This is a genomic window from Paramagnetospirillum kuznetsovii, from assembly GCF_003284725.1.
Classification (GTDB): domain Bacteria; phylum Pseudomonadota; class Alphaproteobacteria; order Rhodospirillales; family Magnetospirillaceae; genus Phaeospirillum; species Phaeospirillum kuznetsovii.
The window spans coordinates 1-21,444 of the sequence record NZ_PGTO01000012.1; the positions used below are offsets into that span (position 1 = coordinate 1).

At 62.8% G+C, this 21,444-nt stretch carries 21 protein-coding genes; 11 read left to right on the plus strand and 10 right to left on the minus strand.

Annotated features, from left to right (window positions below; all coding sequences use genetic code 11):
* Positions 1–436 precede the first annotated feature (436 nt).
* Both CU669_RS14360 and CU669_RS14365 read left to right on the plus strand, forming a co-directional pair.
* A complete protein-coding gene (locus CU669_RS14360) occupies positions 437–2,038 on the plus strand; it encodes an FAD-binding oxidoreductase (protein WP_112145902.1) in 1,602 nt (533 codons plus the stop codon).
* A complete protein-coding gene (locus CU669_RS14365) occupies positions 2,035–2,808 on the plus strand; it encodes an alpha/beta fold hydrolase (protein WP_112145904.1) in 774 nt (257 codons plus the stop codon). Before CU669_RS14360 ends, CU669_RS14365 begins: the two co-directional genes overlap by 4 nt.
* Here the strand turns inward: CU669_RS14365 and CU669_RS14370 are convergent.
* Complete coding sequence (locus CU669_RS14370; protein WP_239988721.1) at positions 2,805–3,734, minus strand: hydrogen peroxide-inducible genes activator; 930 nt, start codon at positions 3,732–3,734, stop codon at positions 2,805–2,807. The genes CU669_RS14365 and CU669_RS14370 overlap by 4 nt on opposite strands.
* 120 nt (positions 3,735–3,854) lie before the next feature.
* Here CU669_RS14370 and CU669_RS14375 point away from each other — a divergent pair, with 120 nt between their 5' ends.
* Together CU669_RS14375 and CU669_RS14380 are read left to right on the plus strand one after the other, a co-directional pair.
* A complete protein-coding gene (locus CU669_RS14375) occupies positions 3,855–4,898 on the plus strand; it encodes a DUF475 domain-containing protein (protein WP_112145908.1) in 1,044 nt (347 codons plus the stop codon).
* Between the two features lie 87 nt (positions 4,899–4,985).
* Entirely contained in the window at positions 4,986–5,837 is an 852-nt protein-coding gene (locus CU669_RS14380) for a sigma-70 family RNA polymerase sigma factor (RefSeq protein ID WP_112145910.1), read from the plus strand.
* Here the strand turns inward: CU669_RS14380 and CU669_RS22050 are convergent, their stop codons facing one another.
* Complete coding sequence (locus CU669_RS22050) at positions 5,838–6,596, minus strand: tetratricopeptide repeat protein (protein WP_112145912.1); 759 nt, start codon at positions 6,594–6,596, stop codon at positions 5,838–5,840.
* A 146-nt stretch (positions 6,597–6,742) separates the two neighbouring features.
* On the opposite strand from CU669_RS22050, the gene CU669_RS14390 reads away from it, so the two are divergent.
* Positions 6,743–7,183, plus strand: a complete 441-nt coding sequence (locus CU669_RS14390; protein WP_112145914.1) for a pilus assembly protein N-terminal domain-containing protein — start codon at positions 6,743–6,745, stop codon at positions 7,181–7,183.
* 64 nt (positions 7,184–7,247) lie between these two features.
* Here the strand turns inward: CU669_RS14390 and CU669_RS14395 are convergent, their stop codons facing one another.
* The 6 genes from CU669_RS14395 to CU669_RS14420 all read right to left on the minus strand — a co-directional run bounded on the left by CU669_RS14395 (position 7,248) and on the right by CU669_RS14420 (position 13,753).
* Complete coding sequence (locus tag CU669_RS14395) at positions 7,248–8,657, minus strand: TadE/TadG family type IV pilus assembly protein (protein WP_112145916.1); 1,410 nt, start codon at positions 8,655–8,657, stop codon at positions 7,248–7,250.
* A gap of 4 nt (positions 8,658–8,661) precedes the next feature.
* A complete protein-coding gene (locus tag CU669_RS14400) occupies positions 8,662–9,195 on the minus strand; it encodes a TadE/TadG family type IV pilus assembly protein (protein WP_112145918.1) in 534 nt (177 codons plus the stop codon).
* A complete protein-coding gene (locus CU669_RS14405; RefSeq protein ID WP_239988722.1) occupies positions 9,192–9,659 on the minus strand; it encodes a TadE family protein in 468 nt (155 codons plus the stop codon). The genes CU669_RS14400 and CU669_RS14405 overlap by 4 nt, the downstream gene beginning before the upstream one ends.
* Before the next feature lie 118 nt (positions 9,660–9,777).
* A complete protein-coding gene (locus tag CU669_RS14410) occupies positions 9,778–12,297 on the minus strand; it encodes a PAS-domain containing protein (RefSeq protein ID WP_239988723.1) in 2,520 nt (839 codons plus the stop codon).
* Positions 12,298–12,469: 172 nt separating this feature from the next.
* Entirely contained in the window at positions 12,470–12,883 is a 414-nt protein-coding gene (locus tag CU669_RS14415) for a hemerythrin domain-containing protein (RefSeq protein ID WP_112145922.1), read from the minus strand.
* 90 nt (positions 12,884–12,973) lie between these two features.
* The gene (locus CU669_RS14420; protein ID WP_112145924.1) at positions 12,974–13,753 is read right to left on the minus strand and encodes a GNAT family N-acetyltransferase; all 780 of its coding nucleotides are present in this window, start codon (positions 13,751–13,753) and stop codon (positions 12,974–12,976) included.
* Between the two features lie 249 nt (positions 13,754–14,002).
* Between CU669_RS14420 and CU669_RS14425 the strand changes: the two genes are divergently transcribed.
* Complete coding sequence (locus CU669_RS14425; protein ID WP_112145926.1) at positions 14,003–14,365, plus strand: hypothetical protein; 363 nt, start codon at positions 14,003–14,005, stop codon at positions 14,363–14,365.
* On the opposite strand, the gene CU669_RS14430 is transcribed toward CU669_RS14425, so the two are convergent.
* Together CU669_RS14430 and CU669_RS14435 are read right to left on the minus strand one after the other, a co-directional pair.
* Complete coding sequence (locus CU669_RS14430; RefSeq protein ID WP_112145928.1) at positions 14,357–15,145, minus strand: YoaK family protein; 789 nt, start codon at positions 15,143–15,145, stop codon at positions 14,357–14,359. The two genes, CU669_RS14425 and CU669_RS14430, sit on opposite strands and share 9 nt — an antisense overlap.
* An 81-nt stretch (positions 15,146–15,226) precedes the next feature.
* Positions 15,227–15,799: a UbiX family flavin prenyltransferase gene (locus CU669_RS14435; RefSeq protein ID WP_239988724.1), complete on the minus strand. Its 573-nt coding sequence runs from the start codon at positions 15,797–15,799 to the stop codon at positions 15,227–15,229.
* A gap of 148 nt (positions 15,800–15,947) precedes the next feature.
* Here CU669_RS14435 and CU669_RS14440 point away from each other — a divergent pair, with 148 nt between their 5' ends.
* The 5 genes from CU669_RS14440 (at position 15,948) to CU669_RS14460 (ending at position 21,425) form a co-directional block, all read left to right on the plus strand.
* Complete coding sequence (locus CU669_RS14440; RefSeq protein ID WP_112145932.1) at positions 15,948–16,121, plus strand: YdcH family protein; 174 nt, start codon at positions 15,948–15,950, stop codon at positions 16,119–16,121.
* 314 nt (positions 16,122–16,435) lie between these two features.
* On the plus strand, positions 16,436–18,361 hold the full coding sequence (locus CU669_RS14445; RefSeq protein ID WP_275667817.1) for a propionyl-CoA synthetase: 1,926 nt from the start codon (positions 16,436–16,438) through the stop codon (positions 18,359–18,361).
* A 328-nt stretch (positions 18,362–18,689) separates the two neighbouring features.
* Complete coding sequence (locus CU669_RS14450) at positions 18,690–19,322, plus strand: LysE family translocator (RefSeq protein ID WP_112145936.1); 633 nt, start codon at positions 18,690–18,692, stop codon at positions 19,320–19,322.
* Positions 19,319–20,794 carry a sensor histidine kinase gene (locus CU669_RS14455; protein WP_112145938.1) on the plus strand — a complete coding sequence of 492 codons (1,476 nt, stop codon included), beginning with the start codon at positions 19,319–19,321 and terminating at the stop codon, positions 20,792–20,794. Before CU669_RS14450 ends, CU669_RS14455 begins: the two co-directional genes overlap by 4 nt.
* 1 nt (position 20,795) lies before the next feature.
* Positions 20,796–21,425 (plus strand): response regulator transcription factor, encoded by a 630-nt coding sequence (locus CU669_RS14460; protein ID WP_112145940.1) that lies wholly within the window; start codon positions 20,796–20,798, stop codon positions 21,423–21,425.
* The last annotated feature ends 19 nt before the right edge of the window (positions 21,426–21,444 follow it).

Consider the following 21,444-nt stretch of genomic DNA (forward strand, 5'->3'; position numbering starts at 1 on the left):
CGCCAGCGTCAAACTCATCATGCGGCGATTGGCTCGGGGGTAATGCAATCAGACCGATTCAGATTCAGACTCTTAGATGAACCGTATGTTGCCCCGAGAGTCCGCGTAAGGAGTAGGGGCTTGTTGTATTCGTATTAGGTTAATACTTGAAAATATGCACTCTTGTCTTTCTGCTTATGCAATGCCAAAGGCGTTATGATCGGGGTTGTAGGGTGTTTCCTCTATTTGTCGTTTGGTTTTTGTTTTGGTTTGTCATCAATCGTCACAATGGATCTGGCGGCGTTGCCGGTTGTTCATAATATCCTTGCGTCGGGCACCTTCCGGCGATCCGAGCCTGTCTCTGCGATGAGGGCATTCCAGCTTCTCGCTTGGAGGGGTTCCACGCCGGTCCTCGGAAGTGCTATGGTCCGCGCCTTTCCGGAACCTCTGGCAGATCATGACCAACGCGTCCCTGGACCTTTCCAGCCTCCCCAAAGCCGAATTGACCGATGACGGCGGTAAGCCGCTGACGGCCAGCCTGTGCGTCACCTCCCATATCGCGGCGGCGGTGGCCGCGGCGGTCGGGCAGAACTGGGCGGTGATGCCGGCGGGGGGGTTGACCAGCGCGATTTCCTCCTACGACTACAAGCCGGAGGACGTGGCTGGGTTCGTCGGCGTCGTGGCCATCCGCCCCAAGGGCGCCCTGATGGCCGAGACGGTGGACGCGGCGACTCCGTTGGAGGATTTGAAGAGCCATCAGGTCGCCATCCAGGCCGACCAAGGACTGGTTTCCGCCGGAGCCGGACTGACTTTCACCCAGGTCAATGCCGCCCTGGCCGAGGCGGTGGGGCCGACGGCGCGGGTGCTGGTGGACCTGACCAGCATCGGCTCGGCTTTCGTCGGCGGCGTCGTCGCCACCGGCGGCATGGGGCCGTTGCGGCTGCTGCCCTCGGCCACTTTGGATGCCGTCTGCCTTGCCGATGGCGGCGCGCCCAAGATATTGCGCGGCGACGACATCGCCCAGGTCGAAGGCATGCAGGGCTGGACCGGCATGGTCTGCGCCGCCCGCTTCCGCTTCTATCTGGTGCCCGCCAGCGAATTCGGGCTGGTGCTGCCGGTGCAGGGTTCCGACGTGGATACGGTGGCGGGCTTGCTGAAATATCTTCGGCCGTGGACGCAGGTGGCATTGCCCGAGCCCGGTGCCCTGATCGCGGGCGAGGGTGGCGAGACGGTGCTGAACGGCATCGAACTGGTCAGCCGCGATTCGCTGGAAACCTTTATCGCCCATGCCGAGGAACCCGCCCGTTCCAAGGCCGAGGGGCTGCTGCAATCCTGCGAATATGCCGGTGCCGACATGCTGGCCTGCCTGACCGGCTGGTCGGAATTATCCATCGACGACGTGCTGATGAGCCTGCTGGACCCCGAGACCGAGACCATCGGCGGCGTCGGCATCGATTTCGGCGTCGGATTTTCATCGGGGGCCGAGATGGAGACCTTCCGGGCCATCCGCGAAGGGGCGCCCGATCTGGCCCGCACCAAGGCCCGCGTGGTGCCGCCGGGCAAGCTGAAGCCGTGGAGCACGTCCACCGATATCAATATGGTGCTGCCCGCCGACAGTTCCGCCATCGTCTCGGTGCTGGAGGCTTATGCCGATTACCGCGGCGCCATCCGGGCCCTGCGCAAGGAGCTGGCGGGAGCGGTCGAGGTGGAACTGTCCGCCTACGGCCATCTGTCGCCCGCCGGTATCGACCCCCATCACCGCGTCACCCTGTTCGCCCCCGAGGGAGCGGACGCCGCCCTGGCCGGGGCGCGCCAAGCGGTGGCGGCCAATAAGCGCACCCTGATTCACGACCTGCTGTTCGCGGCGCGCAGCCATGATTCCCAAGTGACGGGAGGCGAGAAGGGGGCTCCCTCGCTGGTTGAGATCGCCCGGGCGGCGGGCGGCGAATCGCGCCTGCCCGAGGCGCTGAAAGCGCGCTTCCAGGCGGCCCGCGCCGCCGTGATGGCGGCGCCCGCCCAATTCAGCTTCCGTGCTCCGGCGGAACTGAGGTCGGAATGAGCCTATCGCTCAATGTCATCGAGGCGGGGACCGCGTCGGATCGACCGGCCTTGCTGATCCTGCACGGCCTGCTGGGCTCGGCGCGCAATTGGGGCGCCGTGGTCAAGAGCCTGGGTGAGTCCCGCCAGGTGCTGGCGCTGGACCTGCCCAATCACGGCGCCAGTCCGTGGACCGAGGTGATGGACTATCCCTTCATGGCCCGCGAGGTGGCCAAGGTCATCGAGTCCCTGGGCGGTCGGGCCGCCGTCATGGGCCATTCCATGGGCGGCAAGGCCGCCATGACCCTGGCGCTGACCCGCCCCGAACTTGTGGAGCGCCTGGTGGTGGTCGATATCGCCCCGGTGGCCTATACCCACACCTTCGCGCCCTATGTGAAGGCCATGCGGGCGGTGCCATTGGGCGAGGTGACGTCGCGCGGCGAGGTGGAGGCCCACATCGCCGCCCAGATCCCCGACAAGGGCGTGCGGGCCTTCCTGATGCAGAATCTGGAAGGCGGCGCGGCCGGTTATCGCTGGCGGCCCAATCTGGCGGTTCTCCAGGCCCATATGGAAGACATCCTGGCCTTCCCGCGCTTCGGCGACGATGTCCGCTACGACGGTCCCACCCTGTTCATCGACGGCGAGACCTCGGACTATATCCGTCCCCAATACGAGGACGTCATGACCGCCCTGTTCCCCGCCCACCAAGTGGTGGAAATCGCCGGGGCGGGCCATTGGGTGCATGCCGACAAACCGGCGGAGTTTCTGGCGGCGGTTTCGGCGTTTCTTTAGAGTGCGTCCACCACGTCCGGCAGATGGCTCTTCACTAAATCGGCGAACAGGCGGAATTCCGGGGCGCGCACGCTGGTGCGGCGCCAGACCAGATCAATGCAGCGACCAGGAGCGGGGGACTGGAAGGGGCGCATGACGATCTGCTCGTCGACCAGGGCCTCGGCATCCACGTAAAGGGCGGGCAGACAACTGGCGCCCAGGCCGGTGGCGACCATTTGGCGCAAGGTGTCCAGACTGGTGGCGCGGAAATCGGGATGTTCACGGCAACCGGCGGCGTGGCACAGGGCCAGGGCCGGTTCGCGCAATCCGTCTCCCTGTTCCAGCAAGATCAAGGATTCGCCAGCCAGATCAGGCGGCGTCAGGGACGTCTTGGCCCTTAACCGATGCCCAAGCGGCAAGGCGGCCCATAGCGGCTCGCGGAACAGAGGGGTCACGCTCAGATGCCGGTCGTCGCGCGGCGCCGAGGCCATTAAAACCAAATCCAACTGACCGGCCGCCAATTCGCTCAGCAGGCGATCCTCCGGCTCCTCGCGCAGATATAGGCGGAGATCGGGATACATCCTGCGCATCTCGGGCAGGAAATGCGGCAGCAGATACGGCCCCAGGGTGCGCAGCACCCCCAACCGCAGCATGCCCGACAACGGCGTCTTGGCGCCCTGGGCCAGTTCCTCCAGATCGGCGACGCTGCGCAGGATGGCGTTGGCGCGCTCGGCCAGGTCGCGCCCCAGTGGAGTCAGCAAGACCCGCCTGCGGCTGCGTTCCAGCAGCAGCGCGCCGAGGATTTCTTCCAACTGGGCGATTTGGGCCGACAGGGCGGGCTGGCTGATATGGATGCGCTCGGCCGCCTTGCGAAAGTGCAGGGTCTCGGCGACGGCGGCGAAGCATTGCAGATGGCGCAGGGTGATCATGGCAAGGATGATAGGCAATTCCTATCACACCGACAATCCATGGCGGCTGGACCTTCGCTCCAAATCTTGTCACCTTGGCGGACGCAGTGTTTTTCACGCCATCGCGGTATGCCGCGCCGTAACGCCAGGGGCTGGGCCATGAGCACTTCCGATCTGCGCTATTTCAGGGCTTCGGCCGTGTTCACCGCGGCGTGCCTGCTGGCGGCCTGGGGGCTTGGATATTACACGGGACACAGCGCTTCCGCCGCCCTGTCGGCGGTATTCATCGTCTGCGTCCTGGCGGTCCTGGAAGTCTCGCTGTCCTTCGACAACGCGGTGGTCAACGCCAAGGTGCTGATGACCATGGAGCGGGTGTGGCAGCGCCGCTTCATCACCTGGGGCATTCTGATTGCGGTGTTCGGCATGCGCATCGTGTTTCCCCTGCTGATCGTCGGCGTGATGGCGGAGATCTCCCCCTGGCAGGCCTTGGTTCTTGCCGCCACAAGGCCGGACGAATATGCAAGGGTGATGGTCGATGCCCATGTGGCCATTGCCGCTTTTGGCGGCGCCTTTCTCGCCATGGTCGGGCTGAAATACTTTTTCGACGTGAAGAAAGACGTCCACTGGGTCCGCAGCATCGAGGAGCCGCTGACCAAGCTGGGCAAGATCGAGGCGGTGGAAATCGCCTTGGTCATCATCGCCTTGTATTGCGTCTCCAAGGCGCTTCCGGCGGATGTGGTGCTGGGCTTCTTGCTGTCGGGCCTGCTGGGCATCGTCACCTTCGTGGCGGTGGAAGGCGTCGCGGCCCTGATGGGGGTCGAGGAGTGCGGGACGCGGGCGGCGGCGAAATCCGGCCTGGCCTCCTTTCTGTATCTCGAGGTTCTCGACGCCAGCTTTTCCTTCGACGGCGTCATCGGCGCCTTCGCGCTGACCAACAACCTGTTCATCATCGCCCTGGGCCTGGGGGTGGGCGCCATGTTCGTGCGCTCGCTCACCATCATGCTGGTGGAGAAGGGGACTCTGACCGAATACCTTTATCTCGAGCACGGGGCCTTTTGGGCCATCCTGGCGCTGTCGGCGCTGATGCTGGGCGGGACCATCATCGACATTCCCGAAGTGGTCACCGGACTGATCGGCGCGGTGCTGATCGGCCTGTCCTTTCTCAGCTCGGTTCGCCACAACCGTAAGCTTGATAGGCAATAACTATCAATTCAAGAAAAATCATCGATTGGACCTATTGATTGCCCGGGCTTAGGGTCGTGGACATCGGAAACAGTTCACGGGTTCGCCATGACACTCCCCAAGACGCCGTCCAGGCTTCATCCGCCCCGCGCCGATGGAATGCTGGGCGTGGAGGACGAAATCGCCCTGATCCGCGCTTGGCGCCAGACGGGCGATGAAGCGGCCAAATCCCGCCTCATCACCGCCCATCTGCCGCTGGTCCTGAAGGCGGCGACGCGCTTTCGCTTCTACGGCCTGGCCGCCGACGACCTGATCGCCGAGGGCAATCTGGGGCTGCTGCGGGCGCTGGACGGTTTCGAGCCCGAGCGGGGCTTGCGCTTCGCCACCTATGCCCAATGGTGGGTGCGGGCCTGCATGTACGAGCATGTGCTGAAATTCTCCACCCCGGTCAGCTTCTCGGTGACCGCCGGGCGCAAGCGCATCTTCTTCAAGCTGAAGGCGCTGAAGGCCAAGCTGCTGGGCGTGCGCGGCGGTCAGTTGAGCCCGACCGAGGTGGCCGATATCGCCCGCGACCTCAAGGTCAGTGCCAAGGCGGTCAGCGAGATGGACCGGCTGATGAGCCATCCCGCCCGCTCGCTGGATGCGCCGTTGGTGGCGGGCAACCCCACCAGCCTGGGCGACCTGCTGCCCTCCGAGTCTCCCGATGCGGAAACCGCGCTCGGCGAGCGCCAGGAAATGGCCCTGCGCCGCGACGCCCTGGCCCGCAGTTGGCCGAGCCTGACCGAGCGCGAGCAGCAGATTCTCACCGAACGCGCCCTGCGTGAACGACCGCTGAAGCTTGAGGAATTGGCCAAGCGCTTCGGCATCTCGCGCGAGCGGGTGCGCCAGATCGAGGCCGAGGCCATGCGCAAGCTGCGTCGTCTTATGGTGCCGACGGAGGCGGGGATGGCGGGCGCTTAGCTACTGTCGCTTGGCCCCCGCCGCCAGGGCGCGCAGGATGTCGGCGTTGGTGCGCGCCATGTCGGCGGGCAGATCCTGGCGGACCAGTTTTTCCGCCTGGGCGGAATCGCCCTTGAGCGCCAGCAACAGCGCCAGATTCTGGCGGATCTGGGCGGTGGCGGCGGGCAGGTCGGCGGCCCGCGTCATGGTGGCCAGGGCCTCGTCCAGCTTGCCCGCCAGGGCCTGGGACAGGGCCAGATTGTTCAGCACCATGGGATTGTCGGGGGAAAGCTCCAGGGCGCGGCCATAGGCGGCCAACGCCTCGGCGCCGCGCCCCTGGGCGTCCAATGCCACCGCCAGCGCCGCATGGGCGTCCCAGCGATTGGGCGCGACGCCCAGCGCCTGTTCCAGGGATTTGACGGAAAGGCCCAGCCGGTCGGCGGCGAGATAGTCCTTGCCCAGTTCCACCAATGTATCGGCATCGCGGGGAAACCGGATCAATTGGCCCTGCATGACGTCGGCGGCCTGTTGGGCCTGGCCGCCATAGCGCAGGTTGCGGGCCAGCGCGACGCCGATGTCGCGGTCGTCGTCGCGGCGCTGATACAAGGTGGTCAGGTGCTGGACGGCGCCCTTGTAGTCACGGTTGGCCTCGGCGGCGGCGGCGGCGGCGCGCAGGGAAGGCTCCACCGCCTGGGCGACGCTGCGCTGCTCGTCGCCGATATTCATGCCGGAACAGGCCGTCAGCAAAAGAATGAGGAAAAGGGCGCTGCGATTCCACATGACCGATTCAAACCCCGCGAAATTGTATAAAATTATATTCTTAATCAATATTCACTTTGACCCAGCCAAGCAAAGCCAGGATTGATTGCGGCTTCATTTGGACGTATCATTGTAGCGTTAAAGCTTATCCAAGGGAATGCCCTGAAATGTCCCGCCTGCAATTGTCGTCATCGGTGTTTCTGATCGCGTTGTCCGCCGCTTCCGTGGCCTGGGCGGCGGAAAGTCTCGAAGTGCCGTTGGGCGGGGCGACGCAGATCAAACTGCGCGGCGCCGCCCATGAGGTCATCATCGGCAATCCAGCCGTCGCCGATGTGACCATGCAGAACACCCGCACACTCACCGTATTCGGAAAATATCCGGGCGGCACCACGCTTTCTGTGGTCGATAGCGGCGGTCGGGTGGTGCTGGACGCCTCGGTGTTGGTCACCGCCGGGGGGGCGGAATCGGTGACGATCCGCTACGGCACCGGCAAGACTTGGGTGCCGGGCGGGGTGACCACGGTGGTGGATTGCTCGCCGCAGCGCTGCGCGCCCGCTATGGCCGTCCCGTCGGAATCCCCCTTCAAGGCCGGCGCCGCCGCCAAATAGCACTATTCATCTAAGATATCGAATGAAGTTCGAGATCGGGGATAAAACGATCGATCTCAATGAGTTACTGGCTTATCCTCAGATTGCTGAGCGAGACCGCGATGGCGGTGAAGGCGTTCTTCAGGTCGGTCTGGCTGGGGGCGTCGAAGAACTTGCTGTCGTCGCTGGCGCAGGATTTGTACATGGCCTTGGTGGCGGCATCCTGGGTGCCGGTGAAGACGATGGTATAAACCACGATCTTCTTGGCCTTCATGGTTTCGCACAGGGCGGCCATGCGGCTGTCGACCACCGTTTGCGCTCCGGCGATGGTGGTCGAGCCCACCCGGCCCAACTCATCCAGTCGGCCATAGCCGGTGTAATCGGAGTGAACCGCGCTGTTGACCTTGTTGGCGCCGCTGGTGCTGGTCAGCTTGTAAACCTGATTGACGCCATCGGTCATCATGATCACCGCCTTGGTCAGGTTGGGAGTGCCCCAGGGCTGCCCCTCGGTGAAGGGCGATTCCGGCGACAGCACCCGCAATCCCCAAGCCATGCCGATATCGCCCAATGTACCGCCCCGGCTCCAGGCTTGCATGGCGGTGATGGCGGTGGTCAGGGTGCTTTTGACATTGGTCAGCGGCGTGATGGGCGTCGGGCAGCCCACATTGGGGCCGGTGCTGGAATTGCCGTTGCTGGGATCGGCCTTGATGGTCGAGGCGACACCGGCGGTGTAGCTGTTGTCGATGGCGGGTGCCCAGGAATATCGGGTCCACAACGCCGTGGCGGCGGGGGTGTCGGCCAGGGTGTTGGGCGAGGCGCGCTCGACCACGCAGCCTTTCCAGCCGGTGACGTTCACCGCGTCATAGGCGGCTCCGGCCCCCACCAGCGAGGCGGCGACCGCCCCTGGATTGACGGCGGCCGAATAGGGAACCAGCGCGATCTTCAATGTGGGGTGGGTGGTATAGCTGCCGAACAGGATGGTCACCAGTTCATTGGCGGCGTCGCGCAGGCTGGCGATATTGTTGTTGGTGGTCATGGAGCCGGTATTGTCCAGAACCATGGCCAGTTCCAGGCCGGTGATCTTGCGGATCACCTCGCTGCTGGCACTGACCGTCATCTGGGTCTTGCCCAGGACTTTCATGAAAACGGTGGACAGGGTGGCGCTGGCCGTGGCGGTGATGACGTCGCCATTGACGGTGATGTGAACCGTGGGGATCGCGCCCATGATGCCGGTCGGATAGTTGGCATTGAAGAAGTTCTGCGCCACTTGATTAAGCTGGGCGGTGGTGCCGGTGGACGATCCCACCGCCAGGGCGGCGGCGTCCAGCGCGTTGGCCATGCGACTCTTGACCGCATAGGCGCGTGCCACGTCCACGCCCAGGCCGATGCTACCGATGATGGGGATCAGACTGGCGGCGAACATGATGGCGATATTGCCCCGACTGCATCGGGCGAGGCGGCAACGGGCGAGGCGGCTGGCTGGGTTCTTGAACATGGCGTTACCCCGTCACTCCGTTATAGGCGATCTTGCGGACAAGGCGCGGGCGCGAATACGAGACTTCCTTGAAGACTTTCTGCGGCACGATGTCGTGGATCAGCGGCACGCATTTGTAGGAAAGCGTCACCATGACGACGCTTTCCCCCGCCACGCCAAGGCCTTGGGCGCCTGAAAGCGCGGTCGCCTGGGTCATCCCCCAGGCGTAATGCCATAGCTGGACGGGATGATTTCCCGCATCGAATCCGATGCTGACCACGTCGATGCCGAGGGTGGTGGCGTCGCTGATCAGCGGATCGAGCACCCGCTGGGCGGCGATGACGATGGAATTCAGGTCGGTGGTGGTCAAGGACTGCGACTGACTGGTGAGATCGGCCACCGTCTGCGAGGCCGACACTGTCTTGGAGTAGGAATTCACCAGATTGGAGATTTCCACCGTTCCCAACAGGGCGATCAGCATCATGGGCATGACCACCGCGAATTCGATGGCGGCAAGACCGTCGGTATGGCGTCCCAGGCTGGAGAGGCGGCGCATCATTGGTAGGGCTCCGTCTTGAGGACGGCGGTCGCCGTGATGGGAACGCTGTTGCCGGTTCCGCCGCCCATCATGCTTCCCACCAGCGGCGTCCCGAAGGCATGGCGATGGACCACCCGCACGGTGGTCACCGTCCCGGCACCACCGGGTTGGAACACCACGTTGCTGGGAGTGCCGTTGGCGTCGTACTGCACCGCCGGAAGGGAAATGGCGGCGAAGCTGGCGAAGCTGCGGACGTCGTAGCTGAAAGTGGCGCAGTCGTAGATCTTGAAGAGGTTGGCGCAGAAGATTTGCTTGAAGGTGCCCAGCGGATCGGCGCTGGTCTGCACCGAGCCGGTACGAATCTTGCGGGCGGCTTCACGGGTGGCGCCCTCGACCACCGAGCGGTCCAGGGTCATCAATCCGATCTCGATCATCCCCAGCATCAGCATGAAGGCGGGAATGGCCACCAAGGCGAACTCGATCATGGTCGCGCCTTTGGTGTCTTTGGCCAATCTGCGGATGCGGGACATGAACATGACCTGGACCTAGGTTCGTGGGTTATTGACCCTATCCTAGGCGCTGGACCTCCCCCTTGTCGGTGGTCTAGGTCACAGATGGCGGAAGACTTACGGTGGCGGTGGTTCCTTGCCCCGGCTGCGACGCGATGGCGATGGAGCCGCCCAGCAATCCGACGATCCTGCGGCAGATGGCAAGACCGAGACCGACGCCCCTGGCCGGGTCGGCCCGCAGCGGATCGACGCGCTGGAATGGTTCGAACACATGGTCGAGCTTTTCCGGCGGAATGCCGCAGCCGCTGTCGGACACGGTCATGGTACCGCCACCCTCGGGCGATGGCGCCATGACGACGGTGATTTTGCCGCCATTCGGCGTGTATTTAACGGCATTCCCCAGCAGATTGACGGCAATCTGCCGCAGTGCCTTTTCGTCGCAGCGCAGCCGAAGCGGACCGGAATCCATCAAGGTGATGGCGATGTCCTTGGCCGCGCATTGCGGCCGTATCATGGCGACGCAATCACTGGCGACGGCGGTCATGTCCAGGTCGGCCGCAACGATACGGTAGCTGCCCAATTCGATACGGCTGATATCGAGCACCTCGTCGATGATGGACAGCAGATGACGGCCGCTGGTGGAGATGCTGTCTACATAGTCGGCATAGAGGGGGAGCAGCGGCCCGGCCACCTCGGAGCGCAGCATTTCGGCATAGCCGAGCACGGCGGTAAGCGGCGTGCGCAGCTCGTGGCTCATATGGGACAAAAAGACGGTCTTGGCGCGGTTGGCTTCCTCGGCCGCCTGCCATGCCGCGTGGATGTCGGTGTCGGCCTGCTTGCGGGCGGTGACATCCTCCTTGACCGCCAGGAAATGGATGACCTCGCCCTCGGGCGAGCGGATGGGCGAGATTGTGGCGCGTTCCCAAAACAGCTCGCCACTCTTCTTGCGGTTCTGCAATTCGCCTTCCCAGGTGCCGCCGGACGTGATGGTCCGCCACAAAGCGTCATAGGTGTCCGTCTGGACCAGACCCGATTTGAGGATGCGGGGGTTTTGCCCGCGGACCTCGTCCAGGCTGTAGCCGGTCACCTCCATGAACTTTGGATTGGCGTATTGGATGTCGCCCCGCGGGTCGGTGATCACCACCGAGACAGGGCTCTGCTCCACCGCCCGCGACAGGGTGCGCAAGGCCTCCTCGGCGCGTTTGGCCTCGGTGATGTCCGTATGGGTGGTCACGAAGCCCCCGCCCGGCAGCGGGGTTCCGACCACTTCCAGGACGCGGCCGTCGGCGCGGATGCGCTGGAAGCTGTGGGGGAGGAAGTTGCGCGCCAGGTCCAGGCGTTCAGCGACGAAGCTTTCAGGGTCGCACGGGCCATATTCGCCTCGGTCGGCATTGAAGCGGAGATAGGTTTCCAAAGAGGTTCCCGGCTGGGCCAGCCCTTCGGGCAGATCAAGCATTTCGGCGAAGCGCCGGTTGCAGGCGACCAGCCGCAGATCCCTGTCATACAGGCTGATGCCGTGATTGATATTTTCCAGGATGGTTTCCAGGGTGCTCGACTTGAATTCCAGCTCGCGGCGGCTGGCGTCCAGGTCGGCGGTGCGGTGCCGGACCCGATCCTCCAATTCGTCATGGGCGGCGGCCAGCGCCCGCTGTGATTGTTCCCAGCGGCCGGTGACGTGGTTGGCGATGGAAAAGCCAATCACGCCCATGGCCAGGAGCAAGGCGCCCACCACCAGCGAAATGCGGGTCAGTTCCGGCTTGACCTGCTCGACGAAGGTGGAACGGCCACGGGCCAGGGCCAGCGCCCAGCCGGATCGCAGTACCACGAAGGTCGCGACCACGTCGTCGTTGTTGCTCGAATCCTTGAAGATTTGCGTCGAGGTTTGATCCGCGGTCGGGTTGCCGCGTTGAAACTCATGCAGCGCGGCGGCCAGCGCCGTCAGGCTAAGTCCCGACTTTGCCGCCTGTCCGGAACTGGCGATCAATTCGCCCTGGCGATCGACCAGCAGACCGAAGTCGTAGGGATCCGAGATGGTCATGGTGAACAATTCGGTCAGGCGCGGCAGATGAATGACGCCGCCCAGATGCATGACGATGTCGCCGGAATCGCTCAGGCGGGGCACGTCGATGGCCACGGCGGGAACACCGTCGGCGCCGATGAAGGAGTCCGACAGGGTCGCTTCGCCGGTTTTGGCCGCCCGCTGGATATAGGTTCGATCCGCCAGATTGAACCGCTTCAGCGATTTCTGAACCTCGAAGGGATGGCTCAGATAGTGGTCGCCATTGGGCTGAAGGATGAACAGAACCGAAAAGGCGCCATCCTCGATGATGGTGTCCAGGATGCGGCGCTTGACCATGTCGACACCAAGCGGAATGCCATTGATCGCACGGTCGACCCGGTCTAGGTCGCCCAAGCTGCTCATGGCCGGCACGCTGGCCGCCAGCCTAAGCTCGCCGATCATCTCCTTGAGGGTACGCTCGAATCCAACCGCCAGGGTGGCGGCATCGGTGGTCCGCTCATGCTGCCATTGCCTGACCGCCGAACGCTCCAAAGCCCCGTCGAGATAGCCGACCACGGTTACGACGGCGGCAATGCCGACCGTCGCGATCGCCATGGCGATTCGCGCCCTTATGCCCAGACGTCGTACTCCCTCGGTCATGGACCCATCTTTCGGGTGGGGTCATTCCGAGGATTTGGCGCCAAGTTTTGTCGGCGCGCAAGGGAAGGTTAATTCACCTCCACCAATAGGTATATTAAAAACATATTTATCTCATAATCGATGCGGGTCAATGGGCCAAAGGGTCGTGGGACGTGGCCATCATGCGAAACAGCGGGATGTCGATTTCCCGATCATGCCGGTCCAATTCGCTGGTGAAGGTGAGGAGATTTTCTTTTGATTCGGCGCGGCTGCCCTGTTTCATGCTGAGACGCACCTTGTCCAGCAGGCCCAGCAGGCGGGCGTGATCCTCGCGCAAGATGGCGCAAGCATCGGGATCGACCTTATCGGCATTGGCCTCTTCCATGCGGAAGTGAAGCCGCATGCGTTCCAGCAAGATATCGATGGCCTCGGTGTCGAGGCCGATGCCCGAATCATTGCGCACCACCGCCGAGAGCGACATCACCATCTGATTCAGCTTCTTATGTTCGGCGTCGATATCGGGATTTTGACTCTTCCAGTCGGGATGATTCCAGATTGACATGGCGATCTCCGATTCACGGGTCAGAGATCTTACATGGGGAGTGGCGGTGATTCCGTCTAGGTCTTTTCACGTAGTCGGACCGGATCGACGTCAAGCGCTGAAGCGCTTGACGTAGCGACCGGCGATGTCGGCGGTATTGACCACCACCAGAACATCGGTGGTGTTGAACTGATGGTCGATGACGGCGCCGTCGCCCACCATTCCGCCCAGCCTCAGATAGCCCTTGAGCAAGGGCGGCAAAGAGGCAAGCACCTTGCGGGCATCCCATGCCACGTCGATGTCGTCGAAATCCACCCGGTCCTGATGGGGCAGGGCGCTGCCGCGCAGTTCCGGCGGGGCAAGGTGGTTGTCGCGCAGATAGGCCAGTTGCGGGGCCAGCAGCTCGGGCTCGGTGCCGGGCAGGCTGCCGCAGCCGAACAGAACCTGAATATCGTTTTCCACCATATAGGCGGCCAGACCCTGCCACAGCATCTGCAAGGTGCCGCGATGGCGCCAGCGGGCATCGACGCAGGACCGTCCCAGTTCCAGAATCTCGCCGGGGGTGTCGAGGAAGGCCGACAGGTCGAACTCTCCGGCGGAATAGAAGCGCCCCACATGTTGGGCGGCATGACGGCGGATCAAGCGGTATGTGCCCACCACCTCGCCCTCGGCCAGGACCAGCAGATGGTCGCAGACCTCGTCGTAATCATCGAAATCCAGTTCCAGCGCCTGCATGGCGGCACTGGGCTTGGCTCCCATTTCCTCGTAGAACACCCGGTAGCGGATGCGCTGGGCGGCGGCCACCTCGGCCCGGTTGGCGGCCAGGCGGACTTCGATGCCGTCGGCGGAAATGGGAATCAGGGCTTGCACGGCCGCTGTCTGGTGGGTCATGGCTCACCTCGAGGACTGATTTTCGGGAATAATAGAGAGGCAGAAGCAAAACCGGCCTTTACCGGCGCGACCATGAATGAAATCATGGGGGCTTCGGTATCGGGCGAACCTTCGAGAAGGTAGGTTTCGTCTCCACTCATGCAGTGTCGTATAACTTAAACACTTGTTTGAGCGGGGTGAAAAAATTATTACAGTTGAATTCAGATCTGTTCTTACAGAATTAAGACAATTCCATCGGGGGGTGAGGTAATGAGCGAGGCTCGGATCGCCTATGTCGAAGGCTATCAACTGTCATTTCATCGCCAGTCGGCCGCCAGTCCGCCGCGCAAGGTCCAGTCGCGCTGGGTGGTGCAGGACTGGGTCTGTCAGGTGGAATATGACGGCGAGTGGATGACCTTCATGCTCCACGAATTCAACGACGGCATGTTGGAGCCGTCGTCGGTCCAGGGCGTCTTCACCGATTTCGCCGGGGCGGCGGCGGTGGAGGTCACCACCAGCTGGCTGATGCGCCGCCTGGAGGAAAAAGACAGCCGCCGCAAGCGCGAGCGCCTGCTGTATCTGTGCGCGATGGCGGTGGTCGCCACCTTGGCGCTGGCGGTGTTGCTACGATGACCCCTTGCGGTGGAGGCGGTGGCGCATGAAGACGCGCCGCCTGGTTCTGACATCGTCCATCAGCGGCACGATGGCCAGCAGCACCAGCAGAAGGGCCAGGGGAATGGTCGAGGAATAGCCGATATGCTTGAAGCCGAGCGCTCCGGTTATTCCGCCCACCAGGAATGAGAACAGCAGGCGCAAAAGCAGCCTCAGCCGCTTCCGGTTGGATTTGACCGGCTGGTAATGCGCCGATTCCGGCTGGGAGTTGATGTAGAGGGCCTTGCCCAGTTCGATGCCGATATCGGTGATGATGCCGGTCATGTGGGTGGTCCTGATTTCCGCATTGGAAACCTTGGTGATGATGGCGTTTTGCAATCCCATGATGAAGCACAGCAGCATCACGGTGATGGGAACGAAGCCGCTCTGATGCAATTCGAGCGTTCCGCCCAATAAACCGAAACAGAGGAGCAGCAAGGCCTCCCAGAAGAGGGGATAGGCGTATTTGCTATGGGTGCGGTGGTGGCGGCCCCAATTGATCAGAATGGAGGAATAGGCGGAACCGGCCACGAAGGCCGCCAGCGACCCCAGCCCGATATAGGCCGCGTCCATCTTGTTGGTGACCAGATTGTCCGCCAGGGACGACACCATTCCGGTCATGTGGGAGGTGTACTGGTCAACCGCCAGAAAGCCGCCTGCATTGATGGCTCCGGCAATGAAGGTCAGGGAATATCCCAGATGCTTGTTGGCGGATGATGTGCGCCTATCGCCCGAAAGACGGCGAAGGTAGTAAATCGGCATGCTGCACCGGAACAGGGGTTCTTGTTGCGGCGCAGCATATACCTTCGCCGTCGGCGGATGATAGGGTGGAGTGACGCTGATCTATTCTTCGCCCCACCGCTTGATGGTGCCGCAGTCCAGCCCGAACAGGTCGAGCATGCGGCCGACGGTGTGTTCCACCATGTCGTCCAGGCTTTGCGGCCTCGTATAGAAGGCGGGGGCGGGGGGCGCGATCACCGCTCCCATCTCGGAGAGTTGCAGCATGGTGCGCAGGTGTCCGGTGTGCAGCGGCGTTTCGCGCACCATCAGCACCAGTCGGCGGCGTTCCTTCAAGGTGACGTCGGCCGCCCGGGTCAGCAGCGACGAGGTCACGCCGGTGGCGATCTCGCTCATGGTGCGGATGGAGCAGGGCGCCACGATCATTCCCAGGCTACGGAACGAGCCGGACGCCGGAGCGGCGCCGATATCCTCCATCTTATGCCAGTGGGTGGCCAGGGCCCGAACCTCGGCCAGCTTCATGTCGCTTTCGTGGGACAGGGTGACCTCGGCGGCCCGGCTCATGACCAGATGGGACTCTACTCCGAGGCGTTCCAGCATTTGCAGGACTCGAATGCCATGAACGACGCCGGAGGCTCCACTGATTCCTACGATGAGTCGCGTGGGGGGCGGATTCAAGGTCGATGGTCCTGCATGGAGCGCTTCCTTCTCATCATCACCGAAAAAGTTTAGACCAGGAACCATCGGCAGGGCAATTTCCCTGCTGACAACGGCGATATCGTCGGTCTAAGCTTTCAAGGTCACCCACCCAAGAGGGAGGACCTTGATGAGCCTTCATGACCGTATCGAGTCTTTGAAAGCCAAGCACGCGGATCTGGAATCGGCGATCGAATCGCAAATCCGCGCTGCCAATCCCGACACCGCCCGCATCAACGACCTGAAACGCAAGAAATTGCGCATCAAGGACGAGTTGAGCAAGATCAGCACCGTCACCCATTGACGATCTTCTGACCGGACCTGGGTTCCCAGCCCGCCGGACGGCGCGCCGTTGGCGCGTCGCCGAGGGGCGGGAACCCGACCGGCAGCACATGTTCGCGTGGGTCGTCCGCCCTACCCGTTGGGATGGGGAGGGGGCTATAACCACATTTGCTGGATCACCGGCTTAAGGCGCGAAACCACTCGTTTCCTGCGCCCGGAATCCAGCTTTGCAAAATTTGCTCTTTTGAGTCATTCTCCCCACTCACTCGGAGGGGCGGCCGCTGTGCGTTGTCACGGTCAACGCCCCCCAGCTTTTGGGCGACAACGCAGAGGAACCTGTCCGAAATGACCAATGCATATCAGCAAGCCTACGACAAGTCGCTGAAGGATCCGTCCGCTTTTTGGGGCGAAGCCGCTTCGGCCGTTCATTGGTACAAGACCTGGGACAAGGTTCTCGACGATTCCAACAAGCCATTTTATCGCTGGTTCGTCGGTGCCGAAACCAACACCTGCTACAACGCCGTCGACCGCCATGTGAAGGATGGACGCGGCAAGCAGGCGGCCATCATCTATGACAGCCCGGTCTCCAACACCAGCCGCACCATCAGCTATGACGAACTGCTCGACCAGGTGTCGCGTCTGGCTGGCGCCATGGCGGCTTTGGGCGTCGCCAAGGGCGACCGCGTCCTGCTCTACATGCCCATGATCCCCGAAGCGGTGATCGGTATGCTGGCGACGGCCCGTCTCGGCGCCATCCACTCGGTGGTGTTCGGCGGCTTCGCCCCGTCCGAGCTGGCGGTGCGCATCAACGACGCCAAGCCCAAGGTCATTCTGTCGGCCTCCTGCGGCATCGAAGGCTCCAAGGTGCTGGCCTACAAGCCCATGCTGGACGAGGCCATCAACCTGTCCGATTTCAAGCCGTCCCACACCATCATGGCCCAGCGGCCCCAGGCCAAGGCGGAACTGATCGCCGGACGCGACCTGGATTGGGCCGAGGCCTGCGCTGGCGCCAAGCCCGCCGATTGCGTGCCGGTGAAGGCCACCGATCCGCTGTATATCCTGTATACCTCCGGCACCACCGGCGCTCCCAAGGGCGTGGTGCGCGACAATGGCGGCCACATGGTGGCGCTGCTGTGGTCCATGAAATACGTCTACAACATCAAGCCGGGCGAGGTGTTCTGGGCCGCGTCCGACGTGGGCTGGGTGGTTGGCCATTCCTATATCTGCTATGGCCCGCTGCTGAACGGCTCGACCACCGTCGTCTATGAAGGCAAGCCGGTGGGCACGCCCGATGCGGGCGCCTTCTGGCGCATGATCAGCCAGTACAAGATCGCCTCGCTGTTCACCGCGCCCACCGCCTTCCGCGCCATCAAGCGCGAAGACCCCAATGCCGAGCTGCTGAAGAAGTACGACATGTCGTGCATGCGCGCCCTGTTCCTGGCGGGCGAGCGCTCGGACCCCGACACCATCAACTGGGCGGTCAGCAATCTGAAGGTTCCGGTGGTGGATCACTGGTGGCAGACCGAGACCGGTTGGGCCATCGCCGCCAATTGCCTTGGCTTGCATGAATTCCCCATCAAGCCGGGCTCGCCCACCAAGCCGGTTCCCGGCTGGGGTCTGGAAGTGCTCGACGAAGGGCATCAGCCCTGCGAAGCGGGCAAGGTCGGCTCGCTGGTGGTTCGCCTGCCGCTGCCTCCCGGCGCCCTGCTGACCCTGTGGAACGCCGATCAGCGCTGCATCGACAGCTATTATTCGGAATTCCCCGGATGCTACAAGACCGCCGACGCAGGCATGATCGACGAGGATGGCTACGCCTATGTGATGAGCCGCACCGACGACATCATCAATGTGGCCGGTCACCGCCTGTCCACCGGCGGCATGGAAGAAGTGCTGGCCAGTCATCCCGATGTGGCCGAATGCGCCGTCATCGGCGTGGCGGACCAGTTGAAGGGCCAATTGCCGCTGGGCTTCATCTGCCTCAAGGCCGGTGTCACCAAGACCGATGATCAGGTCATCGCCGAGGTGGTCAAGCTGGTGCGCGAGAAGATCGGCCCGGTGGCCGCCTTCAAGACCTGCACCGTGGTCAAGCGCCTGCCCAAGACCCGTTCGGGCAAGATCCTGCGCGGCACCATGCAAAAGATCGCCGATAACCAGGACTTCAAGATGCCTGCGACCATCGACGATCCGGCCATTCTCGAGGAAATCGAGGAGTCTTTGGAAGGCGTGGGCTACGCCAAGGCCCGCAAGGAATCCGCCGAGTAAATCTCGACGTTCTTGCGGATACAATGCAACGGCCCCCGGAGATGATCCGGGGGCCGTTGTCATTTCATCGGGGGGACAAAAAAACCGCCCACGAATCGCGGGCGGTTTGGAGGCTGCTTAGAGAGGGAGGCCGACCTCCGGGGAGGTCAACATCTGGAATAAGACTAACAAGCGCCATAAGGCGCGTCAATCCCAATTTTTGTGCGTCGCAAAAACATGGCTGGGGACTCCGCTGCCATCTGCCACGCCGACCGGACGGGCAAAATCCATACATGGTTGCGGCGAGACCTGATATCATCCGCACCGTTTAGGAGCGGGGGCTTAAGCGATGGCGTTGGAGCTTTGGCAGGCGACGGGGTTCCTGGCGGCGGCGGTGGCCGTCACCGTGTCGCCCGGTCCCGACAACATGATGATTCTCAGTCTTGGGATCGCGCGCGGCCGTCGCCAGGGGATGGCGTTCGGCCTTGGCTGCGCCTTGGGTTGCCTGTCGCATACCGCCCTTGCGGCGCTGGGCGTCAGTGCGTTGATCGCGGCCTCGGCTTGGGCGTTCATGGGCTTGAAGATCTGCGGCGGCGTCTATCTGGTCTGGCTGGGCGTCCAGGCGGTGCGCAGCCGCGGCGGCATCACTCTCTCGGCCGAGTCGGCGGTATCCCCGGAGGGGCTGTCGTCATTGTTCGCCAAGGGACTGGTGGCCAATGCGATCAATCCCAAGGTGGTGCTTTTCTTTCTGGCCTTTCTTCCGCAATTCGTGTCGGTGGAACATGGCGGGGTGGCCTGGCAGACCGCCCAGTTGGGCGCGCTGTTCACCGTCCAGGCGGTTCTGCTGTTCGGCGCCATCGGGTATTTCTCGGGCTGGGTCGGCCAGGCGTTCAATCGTTCGCCCCGGACGGGCACTTGGTTGGACCGCATCGCCGGTGGCATCTTCATCGGTCTGGGTATCAAGCTGATGGCGACTCCGTGAGCGCATCGGGCCTTCGAACGCCGAAGCTACGGCGCGGCATCGGCTGGCGCTTGTTGCTGTCCATCATGCTGTTCAGCTCGGTGGTGACGCTGGTGCTGACCGTGGCGCAACTCTATCTGGACTACCGAACCGAAGTCGGAGAGATCCGCGACCGCTTCGAGGAGATCGGCAAAAGCTATCTTGGCAGTCTGGGAGGCAGCCTGTGGAGCCTGGACGTCGACCAGATCCAGTTGCTCATCAACGGCATCAAGCATCTGCCCGACATTCAGTTCGTCGAGGTCCGCGAAATCGGCCGCGGCAATCAGCGCCAGGTGGTGGTGAGCGCCGGGGAGCGGGGGGCGGAGAGCCTCATCAGCCGTGACTACCCGATTCTGTATTCCTCCGAAAAGGATCAAGCGGAACCCGAGGCCATCGGTCAACTGCATATCGAGGCCTCCCTGAGCGGCGTCTATGGCAGGATCGCCGACCGGGCCACGGCTATCCTGGTCAGCCAGGGGGTAAAGACCTTTCTGGTGTCGTCCTTTACCCTGTTCATCGTCCATCGGCTGGTGACCCGCCACCTCGTGTTTCTCAGCGGCTTTCTGCGTGGCTATCGCCTTGGGGCGCCGGACACGTCGGTGCGATTGCCCCGTTCCGCGCCCAATCCCGCTGACGAGCTTGACGACATGACGGCGGCGCTGAACGCCATGTCGACCAGTCTGGCCGCCAGCGTGAGCGAGCGAGAACTGGCGCTGCGGCAGCTTCGACTGCAGGAAACGGCGCTCGATCGCGCCTATCGCCATTTCACCACCCAGGAAACCGCCGCCAAGCTCGCCCATGAGATCAAGCAGCCGCTGGCCTGTGTCTCGACCTATGTGCAGGGCCTTCAGGCACAGATCGGCGCCGATGCCCTGAACACCGGCGAGCTGCCTGTCCTGATGGAGCGAATCGCGCGCGAGGTGAAGCGCGTCCTGGAAATTATCGCGGCGACCCAGTCGCGCATCACCTCTCCCACCGGTGCCAGCGAACCTCTTCGAATCGCGGAGGTTCTTCTCGATGTCTTGCCGTTGCTGCGCCAGATTTGCGATGACAGCTCGGTCCGGGCGCATATGGACCTGTCTGGGGCGGCCTCGGTGGTCATGGGCAATTCGCCCTCCATTCAGCAGGTTGCGGTCAATCTGGTGCGCAATGCCTGCGAAGCCATGGTGCAGATGCCACCGCGACAAAGAAGCATGCGATTGACCCTGGCTGAAACCAATTCGAGAATAGGCTTCACCGTCCAAGATACCGGCCCGGGGTTTTCGCCGGAGATCGTCAAGACCGGACATGCCCTATTTGCGTCCCGCAAGATCAAGGGCAGCGGCTTTGGTCTTCCCATCGCCAACGCCATCATGAGCGCGCATGGCGGGAGTCTGGAAATCGCAAATGACGAAAGTGGTGGAGCCAGAGTAACATGCTGGTTGCCGAAGTCGGCGTCTGGCGGAGTAGACTGATTTGCCGTTCACCGTGGCCCTGGTCGATGATGATTCTGGTTTCCGCGAGGCGCTTCAATGGCTGCTGACATCGTCCGGCTATGACGTTCGCAGCTATGAGTCGTTGGGTCTATTTGTTCACGGCCATGATCCAACCCTGGTGGGGTGCTCGCTGATTGATTTGCGGCTGGGCGAGGACAATGGCATCGAGGCGTTGAAGGCGGCTCGCATGCAAGGCCATGACGCGCCGGCCCTGATCATTTCGGCCTATGGCGACATTCCCACCGCCGTGTTGGCGGTTCAATTGGGTGCCCATGGGTTTTTGGAAAAGCCGACCGACAACGACAAATTATTGACGGCGGTGGCGGAGGCTTGTGGACGTCACGTCGCCATTCGGCGGACGTATGGCATGGCGATTGACGCCATTCGCAAGTATCAGCGGCTCACCGAACGGGAGGCCGACGTCTATTGGCTGCTGGTCGGCGGGGCGGCGACGAAGGAGTTCGCGGCTCGGCTGCACATTAGTACACGTACAGCGGAAACACATAGGGGAAGAGTATTCGAAAAAATGGAAGCGGCAGGGCTGGATGATCTTGTCCTTTCATCCTTTCATATCAAGCTATTATTCGGGCCATCCGAGGGCGTAGTCTAGACAGGTTCGAAATTTCCCT